Here is a 26,648-nt window from a genome sequence, read left to right as displayed (position 1 = left end):
ATCTCGACGAAGCTTTGTTAGATCGTTGAGAAACGCCACTTCAGTTTCCCAAAGTGGCGTTACAGTTATTCAAGCAGCGTCCGGCTTGTTCTGCCTGTTGGCGATCAGATCATCGACGACAGCCGGATCGGCGAGCGTCGAGGTATCGCCAAGCGCGCCGAAATCGTCCTCGGCGATCTTGCGCAGGATGCGGCGCATGATTTTGCCAGAGCGGGTTTTCGGCAGGCCGGGCGTGAACTGGATCTTGTCCGGCGAGGCGATCGGGCCGATTTCGGCGCGCACATGCTTTACCAGCTCCTGCCGCAGCGCTTCGGTGCCTTCCATCCCGACCATCAGTGTCACATAGCAATAAATGCCCTGGCCTTTGATGGAATGCGGATAGCCGACGACGGCGGCTTCCGAGACATGTTTGTGCGACACCAGTGCCGATTCCACTTCGGCCGTGCCGAGACGGTGGCCAGAGACGTTGAGCACGTCATCGACGCGGCCGGTGATCCAATAGTAGCCGTCCTCGTCTCGGCGGCAGCCGTCGCCGGTGAAATACTTGCCCTTGTAGGTGGAGAAATAGGTCTGGATGAAGCGCTCATGGTCGCCATAGACGGTGCGCATCTGGCCGGGCCAGCTGTCGGCGATGACGAGATTGCCGTCGGCCGCCCCTTCCAGCACATTGCCCTCATTGTCGACCAGCTCAGGCTGCACGCCGAAGAAGGGCAAGGTGGCGGAGCCCGCCTTCAGGTCGGTTGCGCCCGGAAGCGGCGTGATCATGTGGCCGCCGGTTTCCGTCTGCCACCAGGTATCGACGATCGGGCAGCGGCTGTCGCCGACCACCTTGTAATACCATTCCCAGGCTTCCGGATTGATGGGCTCGCCGACCGTGCCAAGGATACGCAGGCTGGAGCGCGAGGCGCGCTTGACGAAATGATCGCCGGCGCCCATCAGCGAGCGGATCGCCGTCGGCGCGGTGTAGAAGATATTGACCTTGTGCTTGTCGATGACATCCCAGAAGCGACCCTGGTCCGGGTAGTTCGGCACGCCTTCGAACATCAGCGAGGTCGCGGCATTCGCAAGCGGCCCGTAGACGATATAGGAGTGGCCGGTCACCCAGCCGACATCGGCCGTGCACCAGTAGATATCGCCGGGATGATAGTCGAATACATATTCATGCGTCATCGCCGCATAGACGAGATAGCCGGCCGTCGTGTGCAGCACGCCCTTCGGCTTGCCGGTGGAACCGGAGGTGTAGAGAATGAAGAGCGGGTCTTCCGCCTTCATCTTCGCCGGCGGGCAATCCGCCTTCACCTTGGCGATTTCCTCGTGATACCAGACATCGCGGCCGTGCTCCCAGCCGACCTTGCCGCCGGTGCGGCGCACGGCGATCACCGTCTTGACCGCGACCTCTTGCTTCGCGGCGATCTGAACGGCCTTATCGGTGTTTTCCTTGAGCGGGATCGATTTTCCGCCACGCACACCTTCATCGCAGGTGATGACGACGCTCGAGGCGCAGTCGACGATGCGGCCGGCAAGCGCTTCCGGCGAGAAGCCGCCGAAGACGACCGAATGCACCGCGCCGATGCGGGCGCAGGCGAGCATCGCATAGGCGGCTTCCGGGATCATCGGCATGTAGATGGTGACGCGGTCGCCCTTTTTGACGCCGTGTTTTTTGAGCACATTCGCCAGCCGGCAGACTCGGTCGTAAAGCTCGTTATAGGTGATCTTCTTGTCGATATAGGGATTGTCGCCTTCCCAGATGAAGGCGACGCGATCGCCGTGCTTCTTCAGATGGCGGTCGATGCAATTATAAGAGACGTTGGTGACGCCATCCTCGAACCATTTGATCGAGACCTTGCCGGTGAACGACGTGTTCTTCACCTTGGTGAAGGGCTTGAACCAGTCGATCCGCTTGCCGTGCTTGCCCCAGAACTTGTCGGGATCCTGAACACTCTGCTCATACCATTTCTGGTACTTCGCCTTGTCGATCAAAGCATGCGCCTTGGCCGCCTTCGTCACAGGATGAACCTTCTCCGACATCACTTCCTCCTCAACTCCCTTGCACTCCGATTTGTCGTTGTGAGTGCTCTTTCCGTGCAATAAATAGCAGGTCAAACTACGACAGCAATTGGACAAAGTGCATTTCATGCGCAAAGAATTGCAATTCCGCGACACTATCGCTATATAGGGCCGTATTTCCCGGACAATGTGGTGTTACACCCCGGACCGCGACACCGGCGCGGACTGACAGAAGGACTATATCCATGGCTCAACAATTGCTCATGCCGAAGGCAACTGCCATCTGGCTTGTCGACAATACGGCCTTGTCATTCGACCAGATCGCGCAGTTCTGCAAGCTGCATCCGCTCGAAGTGAAGGCCATTGCCGACGGCGAAGCAGCACAGGGCATCAAGGGCCTCGACCCGATCTCGACCGGTCAGCTGACCCGCGACGAAATCGCCCGCGCCGAAGCCAACCCGAACCACAAGCTGAAGCTTTCCGAGCCGAAGGTCCGCGTGCCGGAATCTAAGCGCCGCGGCCCGCGTTACACGCCGGTCTCCAAGCGCCAGGATCGCCCGAACGCCATCCTGTGGCTGGTGCGCAACCATCCGGAACTGAAGGATGCGCAGATTTCCCGCCTGGTCGGCACCACCAAGTCGACGATCGAGCAGATCCGCGACCGCACGCACTGGAACGCAGCCAATCTGACACCGATGGACCCGGTCACGCTCGGCCTCTGCAGCCAGATCGACCTCGACATGGAAGTCGAAAAGGCCTCCAAGGGCCGTCCGCTGCCGACCGCCGCCGAGCTCGGCGCAACCCTGCAGCCGGCTCAGGAAACCGAAAAGCTCGGCTTCAGCTATGAGCGTGAAGAAGAGAAGGAAAAGGAAATCGATGCCGACGCCGTTTTCGCTAAGCTGAAGTCGCTGAAGTCGACCAGCCGCGACGACGAAGACGACGACCAGTTCTAAGATCCCACGATCGGATTGTTGCAAAGCCCCGGCTTTCGACCGGGGCTTTTTGCGGTGAAACGGTTGCCATCGGCCGAAGTGCGGGGTAATTCAATATCATGAAAAGCTTTCCCGACACCCTTCTGAACGGTTATCGCAACTTCATGAGCGGGCGTTACGTCGATGAGCGCGAACGCTACCGCACTCTCGCCGAGCTCGGCCAAAACCCATCGACCCTCGTGATTGCCTGTAGTGACTCCCGCTCGGCGCCGGAGATCATCTTCGACGCGGGGCCTGGCGAGCTCTTCGTCATCCGTAACGTCGCCAATATGGTGCCGCCCTACGAGCCGGACAGCAATTTCCATGCGACTTCGGCAGCGCTCGAATTCGCGGTTTTGTCGCTGAAAGTGTCGGATATCGTCGTCATGGGTCACGGCCGCTGCGGGGGTATCCGCGCTGCGCTTGACCCCAACGCCGAACCACTGTCGCCGGGCGATTTTATCGGCCGATGGATGGGATTGCTGAAGCCGGCAGCCGAACAGATCCAGAGCAACGACATCATGACGCAGACCGAGCGTCAGACGGCTCTGGAGCGCATCTCAATCCGCAATTCGCTCGACAATCTCCGTAGTTTTCCGGAGATCAGGGCGCGCGAGGAAGAAGGCAAGCTTAATCTGCACGGTGCCTGGTTTGATATTTCGACCGGCGAACTCTGGGTCATGGACCCGGCGACGCGCGATTTCATCCGCCCTGAGATTTAAGGGGCTCGAGGTTTAAAGGACTGGCCGCCTGATGGGGCGGCAGGTGGATCAAACGAAAAAGGCGCTGCGGACCATCTGGTCGCAGCGCCTTTTTTGATTCATGAGATCAGACTTACTTGCCGTCGATCTGCTGGCCGATATAGGCGATTGCCTGCTGATAGACCTTTGCGTCGTTCCAGCCGGCGATAGCGGAGAAATTGGGCTCGCCGGGCTGGTATCCGGCGCCCGGCTGCCAGCCATGGCCGCGCAGGAAATTGGCGGTCGAGGCGAGTGCGTCTGCTCGCGATCCCACAAGATCGACCCTGCCGTTGCCATCTTCATCGACGCCGTAGAGGACCACATTCTTCGGCATGAACTGCGTCTGGCCGATTTCGCCATGGGCGGCGCCTCGGGCTGATGGGCTGAGATAGCCTTCGCCGACGAGCTTCAGGGCGGCGTAGAGCTGCTCGGTAAAGAATGCGGAACGACGGCAATCATAAGCAAGGGTTGAGACCGCTGAAAGCGTATGCTGGTCGCCCATATAGCTGCCGAAGCCGGTTTCCATGCCCCAAATCGCGATGATAGGGCCTGGGGGAACGCCGAAACGCTTCTCGATCTTGGCAAACAGCGCCGCATTGGCCTGCTTCATGCTCTTGCCACGATTGATGATCGTCTGTCCCCCGCGCTTCTTCATGAATTCCTCGAAGGAAAGCTTGAAGCTCTTCTGGCCGCGGTCGGCGCGGATGGTGGGTTGGTTGTAATGAACGTCGGCGAAGGCCCTGTCGAGGGTGGATGGGCTGACACCCTGTCCCTGCGCTTCCCGCTTGAATTCCTGCACCCAGTTCTCGAATCCGGCGGAAGTGTTACCACAAGAGGCGGCATTTGCCGCAAGCGGCATTCCCAGCAGCAACCCGCCCGCCACGAGAGCTGCCATTCCAGATTTTGTGAAGCGCATTCAGTGTCCCCGAATTCTTACCGCGATGCGAACGCGGTAACCGTTTTCAATGGCGCGCAAACCCTTGGAAGCCAAGGGATCACACGCGTTTAGTCGTCACCGGACCATGCCAGCATCCGGCCATCATGTCATCATATTTTAGCGCGTGATGTTTTCGTTGCATTTGAAACATCGCCGCCAAAATCATTCAAAAAAGCCCCGCCGTTTATCGAAATGGCGAGGCTTCCGTTCCATCCTGCTTACCCAATGAGGGTTGATAAACCGTAAATTGGTTTACAGATCCTTATGCAGCCTGCTTGCGCGGCTTGATCAGCCCACGGTTGACGAGCAATTCGGCGATCTGAATGGCGTTGAGCGCGGCGCCCTTGCGCAGGTTGTCGGAGACGACCCACAGGTTGAGGCCGTTTTCGACGGTCGCGTCTTCACGGATGCGCGAAATATAGGTCGCATCTTCGCCGGCGGATTCGTACGGCGTGATGTATCCGCCGTTCTCATGCTTGTCGATGACGAGGCAGCCCGGAGCTTCGCGAAGGATGTCACGGGCCTGATCGGCAGTGATCTCGTTCTCGAATTCGATGTTGACCGATTCCGAATGGCCGATGAAGACAGGCACGCGGACAGCCGTGCAGGTGACCTTGATCTTCGGGTCGAGCATCTTCTTGGTTTCGGCCAGTACCTTCCACTCTTCCTTGGTGTAGCCGTCTTCCATGAACACATCGATGTGCGGGATGACGTTGAAGGCGATGCGCTTGGTGAACTTCTTGTTCTCGATCGGGTCAGCGACGAAGACGGCGCGGGTCTGGTTGAAGAGCTCGTCCATGCCGTCCTTGCCGGCGCCGGAAACCGACTGGTAGGTGGAAACGACGACGCGCTTGATCTTGGCGAAGTCATGCAGCGGCTTTAGCGCAACAACGAGCTGCGCGGTGGAGCAATTCGGATTGGCGATGATGTTGCGCTTGGTGAACTGCGTGATGGCATCCGGGTTTACTTCCGGAACGATGAGCGGCACGTCCGCGTCGTAGCGCCAGGCGGAGGAGTTGTCGATGACGACGCAGCCCTGGGCGCCGATCTTCGGCGATATCCTCTTGGAAACGTCGCCGCCGGCCGACATCAGGCAGATGTCGGTGTCGGAGAAATCGTAATTCTCCAGGTTGGAAACCTTCAGCGTCCGATCGCCGAAGGACACTTCGGTTCCCTGCGAGCGGGCCGATGCGAGTGCCACGACCTCATCGGCCGGAAAGCCGCGTTCGGCGAGGATATTGAGCATTTCACGGCCGACATTCCCGGTCGCGCCCGCTACTGCAACTTTGAAACCCATTTCTCAAGCTCTCTTTCTCTTCTCTCCTCTTGGGCGAGGGGGGAACCGCGGCCATCGGCGACGGGTCCTGTCCCCGGCCGGGCCGGGGAGAGAGCGGCAGGCCAGAGACGTCAGACGGTTTTCGTCGTCGTTTTGGCCTTGGTTTTGGAAGAAACCGGAAAATAGACATCCCGCCCGGCACATTGCGCCAGGTGACTGAAGCTATCGAGCTGTTCGAAGCGAACCATGGAAGTCTTCCTTTTCCGTCGCCGGTTCTAAGATGTTTTCCACAGGAGTCAAGGATTTCCTCGCTTGCATCGTTGCCGGAGCGAGGAAATCGGAGGCGTCGAAACCGGCCTTCATCATGTTCGAAGGTGCGCCGTTTCAGTATCAGCGGTTGGACTTGCGTGTGGTTTCAAACAGGAACCAGGTGCGGCGCTCGGTCTCGTCAATCCAGTTTTCCAGAAGGCTGGCTGTAGCGACATCGCCGTACTCGTCGCAGACGTCGTGGACGGCCCGCATTTCGGCGGAAAGCTTCAGATTATCGTCCGCCAGCTCGGCGAGCATGTCCTGCGGATCGACATATTCGGCATCATTGTCCGGGATGCGCTGCAGCTTGGCGATCTGCCCGATCGACCGCAGGGTCGTTCCGCCGATCTTCCTGGCACGCTCGGCCATCGGGTCGGTCATTGCGAAAATCTGTTCGCCCTGTTCGTCGAGAAGCAGGTGATAATCGCGGAAATGCGGTCCGCTCATATGCCAGTGAAAATTCTTGGTTTTCAGATAGAGGGCGAAGACATCCGCCAGCAGGGCGCTCAAGGCCGCGGAAATATCGCGCGTCGCATCTTCGCTGAGATTGGTGCGCGTACCCAATTTCGATTTGGTGTTGGCGGTATTCATAAAGGCGTCCTCCGTTTGTTGTTCACGACAGCGATCGCCGGCGGATCTTAGGGGAGTTCGATGACATCAGCTGCTGCGCGGGATCGCATTGAAGACAGGATTGTTTTGAAATTTCACAGTCGAAATGTCGCTTCGCGGCATGGCCAACTGCGATGCTTAAGCGGAAAACCCGAACATATTCATTAAATAGGAAATTGAGGTGGTTTGGCAATTGCTTGCTAATGTATTGGCCGGGCGCGCGGTTGTGTCGCGCCCGGCAAACCGCCCTCCTCTCGGACGGCAGTATCGCGAATAGCGGCTACTTCAGGCCACCACCGACATAGAGGGTTTCGCCGGTCACCCACGCGGCATCCTGCGAGGCGAGGAAGACGGCGACCGGGGCGATATCGGTTGGCTGGCCGAGACGGCCGAGAGGTGTCTGGGAGACGAGATGCTTTTCAAAATCGCTGCCAATGATGCCTGCGGCAACGACGCCCTCCGTCTCGACGCCACCGGGTGCCAGATTGTTGACGCGGATATTGCGTGGACCGAGTTCCTTGGCGAGGATCTTGGTGATGGAATCAACAGCGGCCTTGGTCGCCGTATAGACGGAGGCCGTCGCCAGGTTCATGCTGACGGCGTTGGAGCCGATGTTGATCACGCTGCCGCCCTCAGGGCCGAACTGTTTCACCGCTTCTTGCGTAGCCAGCAATGTGCCCAGGACGTTGATATTGAACTGGCGATGGAACTCCTGCTCGGTGAATTCCTCGATCGGGGCGAATTGATAGACGCCGGCATTGTTAACGAGGATATCGACGCGGCCGAAGGCTTGTTTCGTTTCTGCAAAGAGGCGCTTGACGTCTTCTGATTTGGAAACGTCGCCATGGACGGCGAGCGCCTTGCCGCCCTTGGCTGTGATTTCCGCAACCACCCTATCGGCGCCTTCGCGGCTCGAGGCGTAGTTGACGACAACGGCCGCGCCCGCTTCGCCCATCGCCTTGGCGATGCCGGCGCCGATACCCTTGGATGCTCCGGTCACGATCGCGACCTTGCCTGTCAGTTTGCTCATGTCATTTTCCTTTGAAAAACTTAGACAGTCTTACAATCATCGAATCATTTGGCGCGTGCGACCCGAAAACCGATCGCACCGTCACTTTGATATTTAGATAATCATCTAATTGATGCAAGAGCGGTGAGAAGAAATGCTGATGGCGTGGATGGAATCGTCAAATCTTGGAAAGTTCCGCCATATAGGCGTTCAGAGTATCGCGGCGCAGCACGAGATTGGCGAATTTGCCTTCTCGCTGGATCTCGATGAGGCCCGCATTCTCCAGCTCCTTGATATGATGCGACATTGTCGCGGCGCTGACGGCATGGCACTCGTTCAGGAGGCTGCAGGGCATGGGTTCGCTCCGTGTGCCGATCTCCTTCAGGATCTGCACGCGTCGCGGCTCGGCAAGTGCCCGGGAGATCAATCCCATCTGCCTTTCGCTTAAACGTATTGGCCCGGCATCCATGGTGTTCATCGCAAACGGAAACAAAATCGGGTTGACCGGCTTCGATCATCCCCATCCTGCCAGATATATGAATGCGCGAGAGCCTTGGCAACCTTTGCGATGCAGCCGCGGCGGGCTCAGGAATCGGTCTGACGCATCCTGCCGCTTTTGAAGAACGGCAAGCGCGGCGTCGGCCAACCGGCAGCGTCGATGCGGAAGAGTAGGCCGTAGCGTGAATAGACGATGGCTATCATGAAGGAAAACCAGCCGCCGAGCGCTAGGCCGGCCATGACGTCGCTCGGATAATGCGCGCCGACCATGACGCGGGTGATAGCCAGCCATAGGGCGCAAGCAGCGAAGATATAGCGATAGCGCGGAAACAGGAAGGCAAGCGCCACGAACAGGGCGCCGATGGTGGTCGCATGGCCGGAGGGGAAGCTTTCGAAGCTGGCACGGCCATTAAAGGGCGAGAAGCCAAAAGGCCCCCAATCGGCAAAATGCGTCGGGCGGGCGCGGCCGATGGCGCGCTTCAGCAAATTGGCGAGGATGCCTGAAAGCGCCACGGTCGTTAGGAGATAACCGCCGATCTGACAGATGCGCAGTGCCTGGCAGCGACAGCGCTGCGAATGCAGCAGCTTGCTGCCTGCCCAACCTTCGAAAAACAGGAAGGCGCTGATGAGAAGGATCCATCCGGAATCGCCAAAATCGGTCAGCATTCCACCGACGAAGCGAATGGAGGGCGATAGGCTTTTAAGGGTGGCGCCGACAGGTCCATCGAACAGGAGAGCGGAAAGAAGGACAATATTGGCTGTCACAAAAAGGCAGAGTTTCCAATGGGATGGTGCAAAAGCTGCATCGCTTCGCCGCCAACGCCTGTCGAGAGACGTCAAGATCGCCTGCATAATCAATGCCTATGTCGATTTCCAATCGATCCGACCGATAGCAGGTTGTTGTTACAGTTTTTCTAAAAATCGATGACGAAGGCCTGCGCGGCGGTCGCGAGCTGAGACGCGCCCATCCCGTTCACACGAAAAAGCCCCGTTCCTCGCAGAATGGGGCTTCGTGTTTCACGTGAAATATATCAGGCGATTTCTGCCGGCGATTATGCGGAGAGAGCCTTGAATTCGGCAAGGATGGCGTCACCCATTTCGGTGGTGCCGACCTGGCGGCTGCCTGGCGACATGATGTCGCCGGTACGGATGCCGCTGTCGAGCACGTTGGCGATCGCCCTTTCCAGCGCATCGGCTTCGGCAACCATGCCGAAGGAATAGCGCAGGCACATGGCGAAGGAGGCGATCATGGCAATCGGATTGGCAATGCCCTTGCCGGCGATATCGGGGGCCGAGCCATGCACGGGTTCATAGAGAGCCTTGCGCTTGCCGGTCTTTGCATCGGGGGCGCCGAGTGAGGCGGACGGCAGCATGCCGAGGGAGCCGGTGAGCATGGCGGCGACGTCGGAGAGCATATCACCGAAGAGGTTGTCGGTGACGATGACGTCGAACTGCTTCGGCTGGCGCACGAGCTGCATGCCGCCGGCATCGGCCAGCATGTGCTCGAGCTGCACGTCGGAATATTTTTCCTTATGCGTCGCGGTAACGACCTGGTTCCAGAGCACGCCTGATTTCATGACGTTGCGCTTTTCCATCGAGCAGACGCGGTTGTTGCGGGTGCGCGCCAGTTCGAAGGCGACGCCGGCAATACGCTCGATCTCGTAGGTGTCGTAGACCTGGGTGTCGATACCGCGCTTCTGGCCGTTGCCGAGGTCGATGATTTCCTTCGGCTCGCCGAAATAGACGCCGCCGGTGAGCTCGCGCACGATGAGGATGTCGAGACCTTCGACCAGCTCCGGCTTCAGCGAAGAAGCGGATGCCAGCGCCGGATAGCAGATGGCCGGGCGCAGGTTGGCGAACAGCTGTAGATCCTTGCGCAGGCGCAGTAGGCCTGCTTCCGGACGTACTTCGTAAGGCACGCTATCCCACTTCGGGCCGCCAACGGCGCCGAAGAGCACGGCGTCAGCCGCCATTGCCTTTGCCATGTCGGCATCGGAGATCGCCGCGCCATGCGCATCATAGGCGCTGCCGCCGACAAGGCCCTCGTCGGTGACGAAGCCGGCGTTCTTGGCCTCGTTCATGTAAGCGATGATCTTGCGAACTTCACCCATGGCCTCTGGGCCGATGCCGTCGCCCGGCAGGAGGAAAAGATTGCGCACTGTCATGAGGAAGCCTCCGCGAAAGAAAAAGTTGCGGGGTTTTTAGACTTCCAAATGCGGCTTTTCAAGCGAGGAAGAGGCCGAAACGGTACGGTTTTCGGGCGTATTGGACCGAAAGCCTACCCTCGCCCCATCGGGGAGAGGGTCGCGCGGAACGCGCGGGGTGAGGGGGCGTTACCGGAGATTTAGGTAAATCTGGTATCGGCAGCTTCGTGCCGCCCCCTCATCCGCCCTCCGGGCACCTTCTCCCCGAGGGGAGAAGGGATGTCCGAACCTTACTCAGCCAGCCCGAGCGAAGCGAGATAGGCTGATGATGCCGGGATCTTCGACTTGTCCTTGATCTCGATGATCAGACGCGGATTGCTGTTAAGCTTGGCAAGGGCGGCAAAGACGGCTCGCCAGTGGATGTTGCCTTCGCCGAGGCTCCAGTGGCGGTCGGCATAGCCGTCGGCGTCCTGCAGGTGGACATGCTGCAGGCGGTTGCCGGCGGCATGGACGTAGTAGTCAACAGGAGGAGCGCCCGTATAGCCATGGGCGTAATGGGCATGACCGGTGTCGATCGAAACGGCGACGGCGGGTGAATTGAAGCTGTCGGCGAGGCCGACGCGGATATGAGGATCCTTGTCCTCGATGTTCTCGATGACCATGGTGAGCCCGATGTCTTCGGCGCGCTTGACCGCTTCTTTCAGCGTCAGATGCGTGTATTCGATGATCTTTTCGCGCTCGCCCTTGTTGTTGTCGAGGTTGTTGTAGGACCACGACGTATAGGGGCTATGGATGACCATCTGCGTGGCGCCGATATTGGCGCAGACGTCGAGCGCCTGCAGCAGGCGCTTGGAGACGACGGCGCGGACGTCCGGGTCTTGCGAGGCGATGACGAAGCCCCAGAACGGACCGTGGATGCCGAGACGACCCTGATGGCCGTCGAGCAGCTTGCGGGCGCGCTCGGCCAGCGGAGCCCAATCGCCGTTCAGGATTTCGGCTTCGACAAAGCTCTGCAGCTCCAGATCGCGCGGCTTTTCGAGCAGCCAGTTGCGATGGATTTCGACGTCGTCGAGCGTCATGGCGGCGCCGACAATGGGAAGGGAGGTCATGAAGGGGCTCCATTGCGTGGAGAAAATTTAAGGGTGGGAGAGACGGCCCGAAGGATCTCGGCGGTCTGTATGGACCTCCTTCTTGTCGATCATATTACAGCGGGCGGGAAAGACGGCGTCTGAGCTGTTTTCGCGGGATTTGCGGTCTCCGCTCCTGGGCTGTGATAATTGCGGGATAGTCCCACTCCCCGCAGGCGGGGAGAGGGGACTATTATGCCCGGCATGAAAAAAGCCGGGCGCAAGGCCCGGCTTCGAAACATGCGATAAGGGAAAGACCGATCAGGCAGCCCAGGGGCGCGATGCGGCGTTCGTCTTTTCGAAGTCGCTGATCGCAGAGGATTTTTCCAGCGTCAGGCCGATATCGTCGAGGCCGTTCAGCAGGCAGTGACGCTTGAACTCGTCGAGTTCGAACTTCAGCGAGCCGCCGTCCGGGCCAGTGATCTCGAGGTTTTCCAGATCGACCGTCAGAATGGCGTTGGAGCCGCGCGAGGCGTCGTCCATCAGCTTGTCGAGCTCTTCCTGGCTGACCTTGATCGGCAAGATGCCGTTCTTGAAGCAGTTGTTGTAGAAGATGTCAGCGAAGCTGGTCGAAATAACGCAGCGGATGCCGAAATCGAGCAGCGCCCACGGAGCATGCTCACGCGAGGAGCCGCAGCCGAAATTATCGCCGGCGACGAGGATCTTGGCATTCTGATAGGCCGGCTTGTTCAGCACGAAATCCGGGTTCGGAGAACCGTCTTCATTGTAACGGGCTTCAGCGAAGAGCCCCTTGCCGAGACCCGTGCGCTTGATGGTCTTCAGATAATCCTTCGGGATGATCATGTCGGTATCGACATTGACGACCGGGAGGGGTGCTGCGACACCGGTCAACTTCACGAACTTGTCCATGGGGTCCTGCCTTCATTCTCGTCTAAGCACGAATTATCCTGCCAATAGAGCAAATCCGGCCCGAAATGAAGGAAAATCTTGGAAATGCTCTAAAACGCGGCGCTTTGGGTCCTCGTGCCCTTCAGGACGCGGCCTGATCGCACACATAGGCCCGCCGGATAGACCACCCTGCCCTGCTTTCAATCCTAGAGGTCGATGATCGTGCCGCGACCGTCGTTCCAGATGCGCATTTCGCGCTGGCCGTTCGTCTTCGCCTTGGCGTGCACCGGGGCCGGCTTCATGCGCAGCGAAATCGCGCGGGCTGCCATCAGCACGGTAAGGATAGCGCCGACGGCGAGCGTGACCGAAACGGTAAACAGCGCCATAGCTGCAAACACGGTGATACCGGCAAGCGCGATGAACAGGGAACGGATATTCTGCATGGTCGAGACCTCTCTACATCAAGCAATGTGGCCCTCATGATTGTCATCTGCAAGAGGAGCATGGCTTTTTGTTGACTTGCCTGCCGATTAAAAGCGCGGCAAAACGGCACAATGAGCCAATCTGCGAGCCAAAACCCCCCGTCCCGTCCCGCTCGTCTGCGCCGCTCGGTCTTGAGCGTTCCCGCTATCAACCGACGCGCGCTGGACAAGCTTTCGAGCCTCGAATGCGACGCGGTCATCTTCGATCTCGAGGATTCGGTTTCGCCGGAGAAAAAGGCCGAGGCGCGGGAGAATCTCCGGGCCTTCTTTGCGGTCTCGCCGCTTCCCGGCAAGGAGCGGATCATCCGTATCAATGCGCTCTACTCCAATTTCGGTGCCGATGACCTGGCGCTGGTTACGGAGGTGGAGCCGGATGCGGTGTTGCTGCCGAAGGTGGACGAGCCGCAGGACGTGAGCGATGTCAGTGACCGGCTTGCGGAAGCCGATGCACGGGAAGACTTGCGTATCTGGGCCATGATCGAGACGCCGCGCGGCATCCTGAATGCGGCGGCGATCGCCGAAGCCGGGCGCACGGCAGGAAGCCGGCTCGATTGTTTCGTCGTCGGTCTCAACGACCTCAGAAAGGAAACGGGCGTTCTGCCGCAGCCCGGTCGCCCCTATCTCGTGCCCTGGCTGATGCAGGTGATATTGGCCGTCAGCGCTTACGGCCTTGAGGCGATCGACAGCGTCTTCAACGATTTCAGGGATGCTGAGGCATTTGAGGCCGAATGTGGCCAGGGTGTCGCCATGGGCTTTGCCGGCAAGATGCTGATCCATCCAAGCCAGATCGAGGCGGCCAACCGCCATTTCGGCCCGGCTGAGGCTGCCATTGCCGAGGCCGAAGCCATCATTGCGGCTTTTGCCGCACCCGATGCCGCCACTCTCAATGTCGTGAACCTCGGCGGACGGATGGTGGAGCGGCTGCACCTTGTCCAGGCGGAAAGACTCATTCATAAAGCTCGCCTGATCGAACAGCGCTCTTCGGGCACGGCAGCGGCGCCCCGCACCGAGGTCTGACCGTCGAATTGCCCGGCCAAATACGAAAGATGCCCTAATGAAACTCTACCGCTTCCTCACCGGCCCCGATGACGCTTCCTTCTGCCACAAGGTCAGTGCGGCGCTGAACAAGGGCTGGGAGCTATACGGCTCGCCGACCTATGGCTTCAATTCTGCAAGCGGGCGTATGGAATGCGGCCAGGCCGTCGTCAAGGACGTTGCCGGCAAGGATTACGATCCGGATATGAAGCTTTCGGAGCAGTAAGCCGTAACTGAAGTTCTTCGCCCAGGTTGGCTTACGATCGGGGTTGGTATTACCGATCCGTCGCTTCCTCAGCACTTTCCTCAATACGCTCCATGTCCTCGTCGCTCAGGCCGAAATGGTGGCCGATCTCGTGGATCAGGACATGGGTAATGATGTCGCCGAGAGTTTCGTCGTTTTCAGCCCAATAGTCGATGATCGGCCGGCGATAGAGGCGGATCTTATTGGGCATATCGCCGGTCTGGGCGGTAAAGCGCTCCGAGATGCCGCGACCTTCGAAAAGGCCGAGCAGGTCGAAGGGGGTTTCCAGCGCCATATCCTCGAACACTTCGTCATCCGGGAAATCCTCGATGAGAATGACGAGGTTGCCGGTGAGCGAGCGGAATTCCTCCGGCAAGTGGCTGTAAGCCTCCATTGCCAGGGATTCGAATGTGCTGATGGAGGGAGAATGGCGATCCCGCCAATCTTCGCTCTGGTCAACGCGAGCCATGAATATTCCTTCCTTGGCTGGTCATATAGAGACTTTGCGCTGCTTTTACGAGAGCGGAATAGAGCGTGATGCCGAAAAGTGTTTGAGCGGTTTTCGATCGACATCATGCTCTACTTTTTTGATTCTAGAGCGGATTCGAATTTTCGGGCGACAGACCGAAATCATCTGGCTCGGTTCACAGGAATATTTTCTTATGAAATGGTGTTGACTCTTTCTCCAAGCTCTGGAATCCATAAGAACATAACAGGAACATTATCGATCTGGAGTGAACGTCATGGCCGAGGCTGCCGTGGCGCGGGAAACGCTTTTTGCCCTGCGTGAAACCATTGCCCGACTGGAAGGCAGGCCGATCCCGGCACTGGCAGCCTCGGCGCATGAGGCTTTGGCAGACAAGCCGGTGAGGGAGGCGATGGGTATTGCGAAATCCCTGCCTACTGAGCCTACGCTTGAACAGTCGCTCCTTCAGATCGGCGTCGATGAGCTCGATGCGGCGCTGCAAGGCGGTTTGCCGCTCGATGCGCTGACGGAAATCCGCTCGCTCGGCCTGCGCGATGCCGGGGCGGCGAGCGGCTTTGCCCTTGCGCTTGCGGCGAGACTGTATACGCGAGCATCGGATAAGACCGTGGCCAAGTCTCCGGTCCTATGGATCGGCGATACGGTGGCAACGATGGAGGCAGGCCTGCCCTATGCCATCGGCATCGGCGATTTCGGGCTGGAGCCTCAGGCTCTCCTGCAGGCGTCGCCGCGCAAGCTCGACGATGCGCTCTGGGTGGCGGAAGCAGCCCTTGGCAGTGCTGCCTTTGCCGTCGTCATTCTGGAAGTGCGCGGCAATCCCGCCCGTTTCGGTCTGACCGAAAGCCGGCGGCTGGCGCTGAGGGCCAAGGCGGCGGGACGGCCCTTGTTTCTGTTGCGACAGGGAGGCGAGGAGGAAGCAAGCAGCGCCCTCTTCCGCTTTTCCGTCGAACCCGCGCCGGCACAGGCGCGGCCCCTGCCGGACGGATCGGTGCTTGGCGGCAGCATCGGTCACCCGGCTTTTCGTCTGACCTTGGAAAAGAGCCGCAACCCGGCGCCTCTTTCCATAACCCTGGAGTGGAATGCCCATGACCGCCGCTTTGCCCCTGTCTCCGATGTTCAGTACCCCGCCTTTCCCGGCGAACACGCAGCGCATTCTGGCGCTGACCTTCCCGCATCTGCCGACCGATCGGATCGCGCGCAAGCGCTGGGGTCTGTCCTGGCGTTCGACAGGCAGGCTTGAAGCGCCGCCGCTTGCCTGTGCCGGCAAGCTCAACAATGCCATGCGGCTGACTGCGCTCAATGAACGGGCTGAAATGATCGGCCTGAAGCAGGGTCAGGGCGTGGCCGAGGCAAAGGCGATCTGTCCTGATCTCGATGTCGTCGAGGAGGATCCGGTCGCGGATCGCAAGCTTCTGGAAGCGATCGCCGACTGGTGCGACCGCTATACGCCGCTGGTGGCGATCGACGGCAAGGACGGCCTTTTTCTCGATATTACCGGCTGCGCCCATCTTTTCGGCGGCGAAGAGGCGCTGCTCGAGGATATCTTGATCCGGATTTCCCGACTGGGCTTCGATGTGCGCGGCGCCATTTCCTCTGCGCCCGGCCTCTCCTGGGCCGTCGCCCGCTTTGACGAGAGCCGCATCGTTCCGCCTGAAGCCATGGAAGAGGCACTGGCACCGCTGCCGGTTGCATGTCTTCGGCTTGGCGAGGAGATTGTCGCCGCTTTGCAGAAGATGGGCCTGAAGCAGGTCGGCGACCTTCTGGCAGCACCGCGTGCGCCGCTTGCCCGCCGTTTCGGTGCGCAGCTAATGTTGCGGCTCGATCAGGCTGTCGGCCTCGTCGAGGAACCGATTTCGCCGCGTCGCCCGGTCGCGCAATTGTCAGCCGAGCGCCGGCTTGCCGAGCCGGTGCAGGCGGAAGAGGATATTCTTCAGCTTGCCCGCCAGCTTGCCGAAACCCTGAAGCCGAGGCTGGAGGCGCGCGGCGTCGGCGGCCGTTCCTTCGAGCTTCTGCTTTTCCGGGTGGATGGGGCGGTTTTCCGTATCGCGGCCGGCGCATCGCAACCACTGCGGGAGCCGAACCGGATCGCCAGCCTGTTCACGGAGCGCTTCGGCGCCATTCATGACGATCTCGATGTCGGTTACGGTTTCGAAATCATCCGCCTCAATGTGCTTCAGCATGCGCCCTTCGATGCCATGCAAGGCGATTTTGTCGGAGAAGACCGCCAGGAAGGATCTCTTGCCGCCTTCGTGGATCGTGTGGCCGCCCGGCTGGGGCCGGACTGTCTGCAAGGGTTCGAGCTGCGGCAGAGCCATATCCCTGAGCGGGCCGTGCGGCCGCTGCCGGCCATGGCTATCCTCGCCTCGAAGCGGCGCACAGGTAAGGAGGATGCCGGCCATCATGGTTTCTTCCGCGGCGAACGGCCGCTCCGGCTGTTTCGTATGCCGGAGCTGGTCGAAACCATTGCTGCCGAAGTGCCCGACGGCCCTCCCCGGCAGTTCCGCTGGCGGCGGGTGATGCATCGGGTCAGCCGGGCCGAAGGGCCGGAGCGGCTTTCGGCGGAATGGTGGGTCGAGGAAAAGGAAGAGCCTGCCCGCGATTATTTCCAGGTCGAGGATGAGGAGGGCCATCGTTTCTGGCTGTTCCGCAAGGGGCTCTATGGCCGAGGCGGCACAACGCCGGATTGGTACATGCACGGGGTCTTCGCATGAACGCGCGCCCGAGCTTTCACGAACCCGTACCCTTCTTTGAGATCGGCGTGAGAACGAATTTCTCCTTTCTTGAAGGTGCCTCACATCCGGAGGAAATCGTGGCGCAGGCCGCCATCCTGAAACTTTCCGGATTTGGGATCGCCGACCGCAATTCGGTTGCCGGCGTGGTCAAGGCGCATGCGCATACCAAGCTTCTCCGGGAGAAGTACAAGGAGGGCATTGAGAAGAACCTGGAGCTTCAGGCGAAGGGCAAGCCAGAAAAGCCGCTTCTGAAGCCGGTTCCTTTCCAGCCTGGCGCGCGCCTTGTGTTTTCGGACGGTACACCTGACATTCTTGCCTATCCGGAAAACCGAAAGGGCTGGGCGCATCTCTGCCGGCTGCTGAGCGCCGGTAATCTGCGCGGCGAAAAAGGCACCTGCATCCTCAATGAAAGCGACCTCGTGGAATGGGGTGACGAGATGATGCTGGCGCTTATTCCCGATGCGACAAGTGTCGAGACGCAAGAAGGGCAGGAAAAGCTGGAGCAATGCCTGAAGCGGTTATGGATGCGCTTCGGCAGGAAATTCCACATGGTCCTGTCGCCGGCCTATGACGGGCGGGACCGGATGGTCTTCGCCACGCTTTCCATCCTGGCGCAGCGCAATGGCGTGCGGCTGATCGCCAGCAATCAGCCGCTCTATCATGCGACCGAGCGCAAGCCGCTTGCCGATATCGTCGTTTCGATCCGCGAACATGTATCGATCGCCGAGGCTGGTTTCAAACTGGCAGCGAACGCCGAGCGCTACATGAAGGACGCTGCCGAGATGGCACGTCTGTTCCGGGATTATCCGAAGGCTATAGCCAATACGCAGAAGTTTTTTAGCCGGCTCTCTTTTTCACTGGACGAGCTAAAACACAATTATCCCGACGAAAGCGTTCCTGGAGAGACCGTTGCGGAGACGCTGAAGCGGCTGACATGGGAGGGCGCCGAGTGGCGCTTTCCCGGAGGGATCCCGCCAAAGGTTTCGGCGCAGATCGAGCATGAGCTCAAGCTCATTCGGGAACGGCAATATGAGCCTTATTTCCTGACGGTGCACCGCATCATGGAGTTTGCCCGCAGTGCGAATATCCTGTGTCAGGGGCGCGGATCGGCCGCCAATTCGACGGTCTGTTATTGCCTTCGGATTACCGAGGTCAATCCCGAATTAACAAGCCTGCTTTTCGAGCGCTTCATCTCGACGGAGCGCGAGGAGCCGCCTGATATCGACGTTGATTTCGAGCATGAGAAACGCGAAGAAGTCATTCAGTTCATCTACAGGCATTACAAAAAGGAGCATGCCGGGCTGACCGCGGCGGTCACCAGCTATCGGGCGCGCTCGGCCGGCCGCGAAGTGGCGAAAGCCTTCGGTTTGTCGGAGGATGTGCAGTCGGCCCTTGCAAGCGGTGTCTGGGGCTGGTCGACGGAGGAGCTGTCCGAGCGTGAGGCGAAGATTGCCGGCCTCGATCTCACGAACAAGACGACACGCAACGTCCTTTCCTATGCCTCGACGCTGATGGGGTTTCCGCGGCACCTGACCCAGCATGTCGGCGGCTTCGTCATCACCCGGGATCGGCTGGATGAGGTCGTGCCGATCATGCATACGGCGATGGACGATCGCTACATGATCGAGTGGAACAAGGACGATCTCGACAATCTCAACATATTGAAGATCGACGTGCTTGCGCTCGGCATGTTGACCTGTCTCGCCAAGGCTTTCGACCTCCTGCTGTTGCATTACGATGTGAAGAAGGCGCTCGCCGATCTTGGGAGCAAGGAATATCCGGATGGCAAGCCGGTTTATGACATGATCTGCCGTGCCGATACGATCGGCGTCTTTCAGATCGAAAGCCGGGCGCAGATGAGCATGCTGCCGCGTCTGCGGCCCCGCAGATTCTATGATCTGGTCATTGAGGTGGCGATCGTTCGCCCCGGCCCCATTCAAGGAGACATGGTTCACCCTTACCTTAAGCGGCGGGATGACGATCTTCACAAGCGGCCGATCGAATATCATCGTCCGGAGTTGAAGGCTGTTTTGGAGCGAACTTTGGGGGTTCCGCTGTTTCAGGAACAGGCGATGCAGATCGCCATTACCGCGGCCGGATTTTCGCCCGCCAAGGCCGATCGGCTGCGCCGATCCATGGCGACGTTCAAGCGAACGGGGAGGGTCGATGAATTCAAAAAGGATCTGGTTTCGGGCATGGTCGCGAATGGCTATCCTCAGGACTTTGCCGAACGCTGTTTCAGCCAGATTGAGGGCTTCGGCGAATATGGTTTCCCTGAAAGCCATGCGGCGTCCTTCGCTCTGCTCGTCTATGCCTCGTCCTGGTTCAAGACCTACTATCCGGATGTCTTCTGTGCGGCGATCCTCAATGCCCAGCCGATGGGCTTCTATGCGCCGGCGCAGCTTGTGCGCGATGCGCGCGAGCATGGCGTCGAGGTGCGGCCGGTAGATATCAATCGTTCCAGCTGGGATTGCCTGCTGGAGAAGGCGCGTTTCGATCCGGGCGCGATCGAGCCGCGTCATGCGTCGATGCGCGATGATATCAAGACGCAATGTGCCGTCCGCCTCGGCTTCCGGCAGGTCAAGGGTCTGTCCGAGGAGGAGATGAACCAGCTCGTCGAGCGCCGGGGCGATGGCTATCGGTCCGTGCGCGATCTTTGGCTGCGCTCCGGGCTTGCCAAGGCGCAGATCGAGCGCCTGGCGGATGCGGATGCGTTCGGTTCCATCGGCCTCAGCCGTCGTGAGGCGCTTTGGGCTGTGCGGGCGCTCGATGCCGGCAGTGCCGCCGAAACGCTTCCCCTCTTCGATCTCGGCGACCATGCGGAGCTGCAGGTCGAGCCGGCGGTTACGCTGCCGGAAATGCTGCCTGGCGAGCAGGTCATCGAGGATTATCGCTATCTGTCGCTATCCCTGAAGGCGCATCCGGTTTCCTTCCTACGTACCGATTTCGCCCGGCAGGGGATCGTGCAAAGCCGGGATTTGCCCGGTATCGCCAGCGGCCGCATGGTGACGATCGCCGGGCTGGTGCTGGTGCGCCAGCGGCCGGGTTCGGCCAAGGGGGTGATCTTCATGACGCTGGAGGACGAAACCGGTGTCGCCAATGCGATCGTCTGGCGGAAAAAATTCGAGAAGTACCGCGCCATCGTGATGGGCGCGCGGCTGGTCAAGATCCGTGGCCGGCTGCAGAGCGAAAGCGGCGTCATCCATGTGGTGGTCGATCATATCGAGGATATGACGCCGGCACTTGGTATTCTGCAGCGCGAGGCGCGACGGTTTGGTGTCAGCGACCGGGCGGATGAGGCCCTGCGGCCGACCATGGATCACAGGCAGAAGCGGAAGTCCGTCTTTCTGGCGCCTTCTTCTGGTGTGGGGGCAGCGACGGAAGGCCGCAGCCATGGTGCCGAAACGGCGAAAGTTATGCCGCGAGGCCGCAATTTCCATTGAGATTGCGAGCTTCGTATCGGGCAAAAGCTTCGGAACTCGGCCCACGGACGAGATCCGAATCGTTTCTTTCTTGACAAAGAGCGTCTTCTTTAGCAGATAACAAGACAGCAAATGTCATGTTTGACGGGCTGAGCGAAGAATGCTGGTTTGCAGTTGTAATTACATCACCGACAAAGAAATCCGGGACGTCATCAACGAGTTCCTTGATCAGGACTGTTGGCAGCTCATCGTTCCCGCCAAGGTTTATCACGCGATGGAAAAGCGCGGCCGTTGCTGCGGCTGCTTCCCGAATGTCGTTGATATCATTATACAGACAACCCAGGATTATCATGCCCGCCGCCACTCGACGGAAGCGGAGATATTTGATTTCATGTCCCGCCTGAAAAAATTCCATGAAGACAACAGGAGAGCGGACATTGAAAGGCGACAAAAAGGTCATCGAGCGGCTTAACGAGGCACTCTTCCTCGAGCTCGGCGCAGTCAACCAATATTGGGTTCATTACAGACTCCTCGAAGACTGGGGCTACACCAAGCTTGCCAAGAAAGAGCGCGCAGAATCCATCGAGGAGATGCAGCACGCCGACCGCCTCGTTGCCCGTATCATCTTCCTCGAAGGTCATCCGAACCTGCAGACGCTCGCGCCGCTGCGCATCGGTCAGAACGTCAAGGAAGTGCTGGAAGCCGATCTCGCCGGCGAATACGACGCACGCACGGCCTACAAGAAATCCCGCGACATCTGTCACGATGCCGGCGACTATGTGTCCATGAAGCTGTTCGAAGAGCTTCTGGCGGATGAGGAAGGCCATATCGACTTCCTCGAAACCCAGCTCGAACTGCTCGACAAGATCGGCGAAGCCAAATACGGCCAGCTTAATGCCGACTCCGCCGATTCCGCGGAATAAGCGACATACTGGAGCGGCTCAGTTTTTAAATCTCTGAACCGCTCCATTTCTTTGTTTTCACCCATTCCAGGAAGAGCGCGCAAACTTTTCCTGGAATTGCTTTATGAATCGGCCCTTCCGCGGCTGGCCTTCTTTTTCAGTCTTCGGCTTTCAGATTGGCCAGGTGGCTGAATTCCGAAACCACCTGCTCGTAGACCGAGCGTTTGAAGGGAACGATCAGGTCGGGAAGCACCGCCATGGGCTTCCATTCCCATGCATCGAATTCCGGTTCATGGCCGCCCGGCGGCGGATTGATGGCGATCTCACCTTCGTCGCCGCCGAAGCGGAAGGCAAACCAGCGCTGCGTCTGGCCGCGATATTTCCCCTTGAGGCCGATGCCGATCAGCTGCGGCGGAAGATCGTAATTGATCCAGTCCATGGCTTCCGCGAGCAAGGTCACGGTTTTCATGCCCGTTTCTTCGTATAATTCGCGATAGGCCGCTTTCAGCGGGTCTTCGCCCAGGTCTATGCCGCCCTGCGGCATCTGCCAGAGCTGGGGCGAGCCGTCATATTCAGAATTGCCGACCGGAATGCGACGACCAGCCCAGACCAGGCCTTCCCGGTTCAGGATCATGATGCCGACACAGGGACGGTAAGGCAGGTCTCCGGCTTTCACGGTCGCATGGGGCGTGTTCATCTTTTTCTCCAGGTCAGGGGTGTTTGGGATCCTCGGCAAGCGCCGAGACCGCGACGACTTCGATACCGCGCATGGCGGCCTCCTCGCTCCATTTGCTGATGGCGTCGACACTTTCATCGAAGGCGGAAGCGACGCCGATCGCAGAGTCGTTGCGGCGGGCGATGCGCTCGAGCTCGTCGAGTTTCCTGAGGATAGCGTCCTGCTGCAGCTCTCCGTCAAGCTGGATATCGGCAAAAGCGTGCGGCACTTCCAGTGTTTTCGAAAGCATTCCGGACTTCGATTGGGCGGATGAGCCGTCGTCCAGGAATAGCAGGCCGCGCTTGCCGATGTCGCGCAGCACGGGTTCCATAGCGCCGGGATTGGCAAGGAAGCGGCCGCCGAGATAGTTCATGACGCCGGTATAATTGGTGATCTTGCCCATCGCCTTATGCAGGTTTTCGATGTTCTTGGCTGATGGCAGCGAAGTCAGCAGCGTATCCGGTCCGGGATTGTTACCGGGATAGTCAAACGGCTCGAACGGCACCTGGATGAGGATCTCGTGGCCGCCACGCCTTGCTTCCTGCATCCAGCGCTGCAGGCTATTGCCGCTGGCGGCAAAGGCAAGGGTGATTTCCTCCGGCAGCTTCTCGATGGCGCGTTGCGTGCCGGTCTGGCTCAGCCCAAGGCCGCTGACGACGATAGCGATACGGGTGCCCCGCGCGCCGGACCAGGGCCGCGCATATTGATCCATCGGCCGCAGACCGCTTGGCGAGGTGATCGGCAGCCTGCCGAAGGGCGAATCTTCCAGCAGGCTGTCATTCGGCGTTGCAGCCATGCGCGGATCCTGCCCCACCTGATTGGCGTTGATCAAGACCGGGCCGCTGCCATCGCGATTGCTGGGGCTGAACATGGTGACGACCGAACCGTCGCCGGTCACCACGCGCGTGGTATTGGCGCCGGATTGCGGGTCGACTTGGGTCAATCCAGCTTGACCGGTTTGTTCGGTGCTCCCCGGCTTGGTTTCGGCTGCAGGTGCCGGATTTTCCTTCTTTGCCGTTTCGACAGGCTGAGTCTTTTGCAGGGGATCGCGCATCAGCGCCGAATAGAGCGAAAAGCCGGCGATCGCGATCAGACAGAAGCCGCCGAGAATGCGTCCAAAGGGGATGGAGCGCCGCTGGCGGCCGGGGCCGCGATTTTGTCCCAACGGTGCATGCAAATCCGTTCCCAAGCTTCAATCCACCCCAAGCGGAAAACCTATTGGCCTCGAGCATATCGCTCACGGCGAAGCGGAAAAATGCCCGCGGCACTCAAAGTGCTAAAACATGAACAAGCCTGTTCCGAGCGACGTCGGATTCAGAGACCGACCGACAAGAGCGGGACAATATGCGCGCCCCGCTCCCTCATCATGAAAGCGCCGGGTCTGCTTCCAGCCCGGCGCCAATCCTTACTTGGAGGAAACCGCCTTTTCGGGGTTCGGCGGGAAGGCTGGGTCCGTCTTCGCGCCACGCAGCAGGTCGAGCGCGTAGTTGAGCTGGATATCGTCCTTCGGATCCGGTGGCACGTAGGCTGAAGAGCCGGAGCCCTTGTCGGTCTCGCTCTGGCCCTTGATGTGGCCCGGCAGGCTGGATTCGCCTTCCGTCGTCAGCTTGCCCTTCAGATCGTCGGGAAGCGGCTGGTCGACCTTGATGTCAGGCGTGATGCCGGTGCCCTGGATCGAGCGGCCCGACGGCGTGTAGTAGAGGGCCGTCGTCAGGCGCAGCGCGCCGTTGCCGTCGCCGAGCGGGATGATCGTCTGGACAGAGCCCTTGCCGAACGACTGTGTGCCGAGCACGGTGGCGCGCCGCAGATCCTGCAAGGCGCCTGCGACGATTTCCGAAGCCGAGGCCGAGCCGCCGTTGGTGAGCACGATGATCGGCTTGCCGTCGGTCAGGTCGCCTGGGGTGGCGTTGAAGCGCCGGGTTTCGTCCGGGTTGCGGCCGCGTGTTGAAACGATCTCGCCGCGCTCAAGCACGTCGTCGGCAACGTTGATTGCCTGATCGAGCAGGCCGCCCGGATTGAGGCGTAGGTCGAGGACGTAGCCCTTCAGCTTGTCGGCCGGGATATCCTTTTTGATCTTGGCGATCGCGGCTTCGAGATCCGGGGTCGTCTTCTCGGTGAAGGATATGATGCGGATATAGCCGACATCGCCACCTTCCTCGCGCGACTTGACGGCGGCAACGGCAATCACGTCACGGATGACCGTGAGCTCGATCGGCTTGTCCGCGCCCTTACGCAGCAGCGTCAGCTTGATCGGCGTCTTGACCGGGCCGCGCATCTTTTCCACGGCGTCTTCCAGCTTCAGGCCGCGGACGGACTGGCCGTCGATGGCGGTGATATAGTCGCCGGCAAGGACGCCGGCCTTGGCGGCAGGCGTATCGTCGATCGGGGTGATGACCTTGACGAGATCGTTGTCCATCGTCACTTCGATGCCGAGACCGCCGAACTCACCCTTGGTCTGGGTGCGCATGTCTTCCGCATCCTTGGCGTTCATGTAGCTCGAATGCGGGTCCAGCGAAGACAGCATGCCGTTGATGGCGGCTTCGACGAGCTTGTCTTCCTGGGGAGGAGTCACATACTGCGCGCGGACGCGCTCAAAGACGTCGCCGAAAATCGACAACTCCTTGTAAGTGGAAGTGCCAGCGGCTTCCGCCGGCGCTACCGCCGAGTAGATAACGCCCATCGCGGTCGCACCCATCAATGCGCCGACGAGAACAAGAGAAGCCCTACGTATCATTGCGTGCCTTTCCAGTGTCTTTGGAGGTCCACCAGGGCCGAGAATCGACTGGTTTTCCATCTTTTCGGAATTCAATGTAAAGCGTTGGCCGATCCGTTTCCAGCGCCAATGCGGTCGCGCTCGCGACTCTTTTTTGGCCCATGGTGGCAAGCGGCTCGCCAGCGAAGACGAATCTGCCTGGGCGCGTCTTGATCGCGTCCATGCCGGACAGCACCATGTGATAGCCGTCGCCCGTATCCAGGATGATCATCTGTCCGTAGCTGCGAAACGCGCCGGCATAGACGACCGTGCCGTCGGCGGGAGCCGTGACGAGTGCTTCCGGGCCGGTCGCAACGGTCAGTCCCATCGCGGTGTGGCCGGTGCCATCGTCGTCGCCGAATTGGCGGATAATATCGCCCGCCACGGGCAACTCCAACTTTTTCTTCAGGTCTGAGAAGGGATATGCGGGCGTAATGCGGTTTTTATCGGGCACGCCGTTCTCGGCAAGGGCCTTCGCCTGCTCGCGCTGCTGTTCGCTCATCTGCGCCCGGCGCGCCTCTTCCGCGCGGGCAGCAGCGGCAGCGTCGCGTACGGAGCCGATCTGGCTTTCCAGCGAGGCGACGAGCCCTTCCAGGCTGGTTGCCTGGCCCGCCAGCTCTTCCGCGCGCTTGCGCTCCGCCTCGAGCTGGGCCGTATTTTCCTTGCTGTGCTTGTCGTTCTCCGCAATCAGCAGATCCATGCGCCGCTCCTCCTCCAGACTGTTGGTCACGGTGGCGGCGAAGCTGGCCTTTTCGGCGGCGGTATCGGCCTGCAACTTGCTGAGATCGGTCAGATCGGCGATGAGCTTGTCCGTCTCCTTACGCATTCCGGGTACGACGGCGCCGAGAAGAATGGCGCTGCGCACCGAGGCGAGCGCATCGTCCGGCGTTACCAGCAATGCCGGCGGTGGATTGCGTCCCATGCGCTCGAGAGCACCCAGCACTTCAGCCAGCAGGGCGCGACGATCATGCAGGGAAGCGCGAATCTTATCCTCCTTGACGGCAAGATTCGTCAGCGTCTTCTCACTCTGCTGGATCTTGCGATCCAGTTCCTTGCGGCGGGCGGCGCTGTCGATCAGCGCCTGGCGCAGGCTGGCAGTGCTCTTGTCGAGGGAAGCGATGCTGTCTTCCAATTCCTTCGTCTTGCCGGAAGAAAGACCGATCGTCTTAGAAAGCGCATCGAGCTGCGCGCGGGTTTCGTCACGCTTGCGGGCAAGGTCCGCCGCCGGGTCAGGCGCCTCCTGCGCGGACGGCGGTGTAGAAGAGCGATCGTCGGGTGCTTGCGCAGTGATGGTATCGGTTTCCTGGGCGAGGGCGACGTCTTCTTGGGAAAAAGGGCCTGCCATATAGACGCCCATGCTGAGCGTTGCCGCCAAAGCTGGCAGCACGATACGCGAAAGCATGG

25 protein-coding genes are annotated in these 26,648 nt (G+C 59.9%); 9 read left to right on the top strand and 16 right to left on the bottom strand.

All coding sequences use genetic code 11. The annotated features are described in order from the left end of the window. Positions 1–69: 69 nt before the first annotated feature. A complete protein-coding gene (gene acs / locus FHX05_RS24295) occupies positions 70–2,028 on the bottom strand; it encodes an acetate--CoA ligase (RefSeq protein ID WP_183875028.1) in 1,959 nt (652 codons plus the stop codon). Positions 2,029–2,252: 224 nt separating this feature from the next. On the opposite strand from acs, the gene FHX05_RS24290 reads away from it, so the two are divergent. Together FHX05_RS24290 and FHX05_RS24285 are read left to right on the top strand one after the other, a co-directional pair. Beyond that, positions 2,253–2,960 carry a DUF1013 domain-containing protein gene (locus tag FHX05_RS24290; protein WP_106999610.1) on the top strand — a complete coding sequence of 236 codons (708 nt, stop codon included), beginning with the start codon at positions 2,253–2,255 and terminating at the stop codon, positions 2,958–2,960. Between the two features lie 98 nt (positions 2,961–3,058). Beyond that, entirely contained in the window at positions 3,059–3,700 is a 642-nt protein-coding gene (locus FHX05_RS24285) for a carbonic anhydrase (protein WP_112606914.1), read from the top strand. 112 nt (positions 3,701–3,812) lie between these two features. Here the strand turns inward: FHX05_RS24285 and FHX05_RS24280 are convergent, their stop codons facing one another. The 10 genes from FHX05_RS24280 to FHX05_RS24235 form a co-directional block, all read right to left on the bottom strand. Beyond that, on the bottom strand, positions 3,813–4,634 hold the full coding sequence (locus tag FHX05_RS24280; protein ID WP_112338627.1) for a lytic murein transglycosylase: 822 nt from the start codon (positions 4,632–4,634) through the stop codon (positions 3,813–3,815). 283 nt (positions 4,635–4,917) lie between these two features. Beyond that, a complete protein-coding gene (locus tag FHX05_RS24275) occupies positions 4,918–5,952 on the bottom strand; it encodes an aspartate-semialdehyde dehydrogenase (protein ID WP_183875026.1) in 1,035 nt (344 codons plus the stop codon). A 369-nt stretch (positions 5,953–6,321) separates the two neighbouring features. Beyond that, complete coding sequence (locus tag FHX05_RS24270; RefSeq protein ID WP_069613886.1) at positions 6,322–6,831, bottom strand: DNA starvation/stationary phase protection protein; 510 nt, start codon at positions 6,829–6,831, stop codon at positions 6,322–6,324. A gap of 298 nt (positions 6,832–7,129) precedes the next feature. After that, positions 7,130–7,879, bottom strand: a complete 750-nt coding sequence (locus FHX05_RS24265; protein ID WP_183875024.1) for a glucose 1-dehydrogenase — start codon at positions 7,877–7,879, stop codon at positions 7,130–7,132. 157 nt (positions 7,880–8,036) lie between these two features. After that, complete coding sequence (locus tag FHX05_RS24260; RefSeq protein ID WP_083258232.1) at positions 8,037–8,291, bottom strand: helix-turn-helix domain-containing protein; 255 nt, start codon at positions 8,289–8,291, stop codon at positions 8,037–8,039. Positions 8,292–8,443: 152 nt separating this feature from the next. After that, a complete protein-coding gene (gene lpxE / locus FHX05_RS24255) occupies positions 8,444–9,208 on the bottom strand; it encodes a lipid A 1-phosphatase LpxE (protein ID WP_183875022.1) in 765 nt (254 codons plus the stop codon). Between the two features lie 200 nt (positions 9,209–9,408). Continuing rightward, the gene (leuB, locus tag FHX05_RS24250) at positions 9,409–10,521 is read right to left on the bottom strand and encodes a 3-isopropylmalate dehydrogenase (protein ID WP_183875020.1); all 1,113 of its coding nucleotides are present in this window, start codon (positions 10,519–10,521) and stop codon (positions 9,409–9,411) included. A 269-nt stretch (positions 10,522–10,790) separates the two neighbouring features. Then, entirely contained in the window at positions 10,791–11,609 is an 819-nt protein-coding gene (locus tag FHX05_RS24245) for a sugar phosphate isomerase/epimerase family protein (protein ID WP_183875018.1), read from the bottom strand. A gap of 279 nt (positions 11,610–11,888) precedes the next feature. Continuing rightward, complete coding sequence (gene leuD, locus FHX05_RS24240) at positions 11,889–12,497, bottom strand: 3-isopropylmalate dehydratase small subunit (RefSeq protein ID WP_015341746.1); 609 nt, start codon at positions 12,495–12,497, stop codon at positions 11,889–11,891. A gap of 185 nt (positions 12,498–12,682) precedes the next feature. Continuing rightward, the gene (locus FHX05_RS24235; RefSeq protein ID WP_041677743.1) at positions 12,683–12,919 is read right to left on the bottom strand and encodes a hypothetical protein; all 237 of its coding nucleotides are present in this window, start codon (positions 12,917–12,919) and stop codon (positions 12,683–12,685) included. Positions 12,920–13,030: 111 nt separating this feature from the next. Here FHX05_RS24235 and FHX05_RS24230 point away from each other — a divergent pair, with 111 nt between their 5' ends. Then, the gene (locus FHX05_RS24230) at positions 13,031–13,975 is read left to right on the top strand and encodes a CoA ester lyase (RefSeq protein WP_183875016.1); all 945 of its coding nucleotides are present in this window, start codon (positions 13,031–13,033) and stop codon (positions 13,973–13,975) included. A 37-nt stretch (positions 13,976–14,012) separates the two neighbouring features. Next, entirely contained in the window at positions 14,013–14,219 is a 207-nt protein-coding gene (locus FHX05_RS24225) for a DUF1737 domain-containing protein (protein ID WP_069611395.1), read from the top strand. Between the two features lie 49 nt (positions 14,220–14,268). Here the strand turns inward: FHX05_RS24225 and FHX05_RS24220 are convergent, their stop codons facing one another. Continuing rightward, entirely contained in the window at positions 14,269–14,706 is a 438-nt protein-coding gene (locus tag FHX05_RS24220; RefSeq protein ID WP_015341742.1) for a metallopeptidase family protein, read from the bottom strand. A gap of 274 nt (positions 14,707–14,980) precedes the next feature. On the opposite strand from FHX05_RS24220, the gene FHX05_RS30485 reads away from it, so the two are divergent. The 5 genes from FHX05_RS30485 to bfr all read left to right on the top strand — a co-directional run bounded on the left by FHX05_RS30485 (position 14,981) and on the right by bfr (position 21,798). Further along, complete coding sequence (locus FHX05_RS30485) at positions 14,981–15,961, top strand: hypothetical protein (RefSeq protein ID WP_246699070.1); 981 nt, start codon at positions 14,981–14,983, stop codon at positions 15,959–15,961. A 40-nt stretch (positions 15,962–16,001) separates the two neighbouring features. Then, positions 16,002–17,432 carry a DNA polymerase Y family protein gene (locus FHX05_RS24215; protein ID WP_246699076.1) on the top strand — a complete coding sequence of 477 codons (1,431 nt, stop codon included), beginning with the start codon at positions 16,002–16,004 and terminating at the stop codon, positions 17,430–17,432. After that, a complete protein-coding gene (locus FHX05_RS24210) occupies positions 17,429–20,896 on the top strand; it encodes an error-prone DNA polymerase (RefSeq protein ID WP_183875012.1) in 3,468 nt (1,155 codons plus the stop codon). Before FHX05_RS24215 ends, FHX05_RS24210 begins: the two co-directional genes overlap by 4 nt. Positions 20,897–21,035: 139 nt before the next feature. Next, positions 21,036–21,347 (top strand): (2Fe-2S)-binding protein, encoded by a 312-nt coding sequence (locus FHX05_RS24205; protein WP_246699069.1) that lies wholly within the window; start codon positions 21,036–21,038, stop codon positions 21,345–21,347. Continuing rightward, on the top strand, positions 21,313–21,798 hold the full coding sequence (gene bfr / locus FHX05_RS24200) for a bacterioferritin (RefSeq protein WP_041678027.1): 486 nt from the start codon (positions 21,313–21,315) through the stop codon (positions 21,796–21,798). The genes FHX05_RS24205 and bfr overlap by 35 nt, the downstream gene beginning before the upstream one ends. A 136-nt stretch (positions 21,799–21,934) precedes the next feature. On the opposite strand, the gene FHX05_RS24195 is transcribed toward bfr, so the two are convergent. The 4 genes from FHX05_RS24195 to FHX05_RS24180 all read right to left on the bottom strand — a co-directional run bounded on the left by FHX05_RS24195 (position 21,935) and on the right by FHX05_RS24180 (position 26,646). Further along, positions 21,935–22,474 (bottom strand): RNA pyrophosphohydrolase, encoded by a 540-nt coding sequence (locus tag FHX05_RS24195; RefSeq protein WP_183875010.1) that lies wholly within the window; start codon positions 22,472–22,474, stop codon positions 21,935–21,937. Between the two features lie 13 nt (positions 22,475–22,487). Continuing rightward, positions 22,488–23,681: a divergent polysaccharide deacetylase family protein gene (locus FHX05_RS24190; RefSeq protein WP_183875008.1), complete on the bottom strand. Its 1,194-nt coding sequence runs from the start codon at positions 23,679–23,681 to the stop codon at positions 22,488–22,490. Between the two features lie 216 nt (positions 23,682–23,897). Then, on the bottom strand, positions 23,898–25,226 hold the full coding sequence (locus FHX05_RS24185) for a S41 family peptidase (protein WP_015341735.1): 1,329 nt from the start codon (positions 25,224–25,226) through the stop codon (positions 23,898–23,900). Further along, the gene (locus FHX05_RS24180) at positions 25,216–26,646 is read right to left on the bottom strand and encodes a peptidoglycan DD-metalloendopeptidase family protein (protein WP_246699068.1); all 1,431 of its coding nucleotides are present in this window, start codon (positions 26,644–26,646) and stop codon (positions 25,216–25,218) included. Before FHX05_RS24180 ends, FHX05_RS24185 begins: the two co-directional genes overlap by 11 nt. Positions 26,647–26,648 lie beyond the last annotated feature (2 nt).

This window comes from Rhizobium sp. BK491 (assembly GCF_014194925.1).
In the GTDB taxonomy this organism is placed as follows: Bacteria; Pseudomonadota; Alphaproteobacteria; order Rhizobiales; family Rhizobiaceae; genus Rhizobium.
The sequence above is the reverse complement of the archived record's forward strand: the minus strand, read 5'-3'. Positions and strand labels throughout refer to the sequence as shown.

Excerpts from the sequence above, each read along its gene's own strand:
- FHX05_RS24185 (WP_015341735.1), bottom strand. The coding sequence starts at position 25,226 with ATGATACGTAGGGCTTCTCTTGTTCTCGTCGGCGCATTGATGGGTGCG.
- FHX05_RS30485 (WP_246699070.1), top strand. The coding sequence starts at position 14,981 with ATGGCCGAGGCTGCCGTGGCGCGGGAAACGCTTTTTGCCCTGCGTGAA.
- FHX05_RS24195 (WP_183875010.1), bottom strand. The coding sequence starts at position 22,474 with ATGAACACGCCCCATGCGACCGTGAAAGCCGGAGACCTGCCTTACCGT.
- FHX05_RS24285 (WP_112606914.1), top strand. The coding sequence starts at position 3,059 with ATGAAAAGCTTTCCCGACACCCTTCTGAACGGTTATCGCAACTTCATG.
- FHX05_RS24215 (WP_246699076.1), top strand. The coding sequence starts at position 16,002 with ATGCGGCTGACTGCGCTCAATGAACGGGCTGAAATGATCGGCCTGAAG.
- FHX05_RS24235 (WP_041677743.1), bottom strand. The coding sequence starts at position 12,919 with ATGCAGAATATCCGTTCCCTGTTCATCGCGCTTGCCGGTATCACCGTG.
- lpxE (WP_183875022.1), bottom strand. The coding sequence starts at position 9,208 with ATGCAGGCGATCTTGACGTCTCTCGACAGGCGTTGGCGGCGAAGCGAT.
- acs (WP_183875028.1), bottom strand. The coding sequence starts at position 2,028 with ATGTCGGAGAAGGTTCATCCTGTGACGAAGGCGGCCAAGGCGCATGCT.
- FHX05_RS24180 (WP_246699068.1), bottom strand. The coding sequence starts at position 26,646 with ATGCTTTCGCGTATCGTGCTGCCAGCTTTGGCGGCAACGCTCAGCATG.
- FHX05_RS24225 (WP_069611395.1), top strand. The coding sequence starts at position 14,013 with ATGAAACTCTACCGCTTCCTCACCGGCCCCGATGACGCTTCCTTCTGC.
- FHX05_RS24290 (WP_106999610.1), top strand. The coding sequence starts at position 2,253 with ATGGCTCAACAATTGCTCATGCCGAAGGCAACTGCCATCTGGCTTGTC.
- leuB (WP_183875020.1), bottom strand. The coding sequence starts at position 10,521 with ATGACAGTGCGCAATCTTTTCCTCCTGCCGGGCGACGGCATCGGCCCA.
- leuD (WP_015341746.1), bottom strand. The coding sequence starts at position 12,497 with ATGGACAAGTTCGTGAAGTTGACCGGTGTCGCAGCACCCCTCCCGGTC.
- FHX05_RS24280 (WP_112338627.1), bottom strand. The coding sequence starts at position 4,634 with ATGCGCTTCACAAAATCTGGAATGGCAGCTCTCGTGGCGGGCGGGTTG.
- FHX05_RS24210 (WP_183875012.1), top strand. The coding sequence starts at position 17,429 with ATGAACGCGCGCCCGAGCTTTCACGAACCCGTACCCTTCTTTGAGATC.
- FHX05_RS24270 (WP_069613886.1), bottom strand. The coding sequence starts at position 6,831 with ATGAATACCGCCAACACCAAATCGAAATTGGGTACGCGCACCAATCTC.
- FHX05_RS24245 (WP_183875018.1), bottom strand. The coding sequence starts at position 11,609 with ATGACCTCCCTTCCCATTGTCGGCGCCGCCATGACGCTCGACGACGTC.
- FHX05_RS24260 (WP_083258232.1), bottom strand. The coding sequence starts at position 8,291 with ATGGGATTGATCTCCCGGGCACTTGCCGAGCCGCGACGCGTGCAGATC.
- FHX05_RS24230 (WP_183875016.1), top strand. The coding sequence starts at position 13,031 with ATGAGCCAATCTGCGAGCCAAAACCCCCCGTCCCGTCCCGCTCGTCTG.
- FHX05_RS24265 (WP_183875024.1), bottom strand. The coding sequence starts at position 7,879 with ATGAGCAAACTGACAGGCAAGGTCGCGATCGTGACCGGAGCATCCAAG.
- FHX05_RS24220 (WP_015341742.1), bottom strand. The coding sequence starts at position 14,706 with ATGGCTCGCGTTGACCAGAGCGAAGATTGGCGGGATCGCCATTCTCCC.
- FHX05_RS24275 (WP_183875026.1), bottom strand. The coding sequence starts at position 5,952 with ATGGGTTTCAAAGTTGCAGTAGCGGGCGCGACCGGGAATGTCGGCCGT.
- FHX05_RS24205 (WP_246699069.1), top strand. The coding sequence starts at position 21,036 with ATGCTGGTTTGCAGTTGTAATTACATCACCGACAAAGAAATCCGGGAC.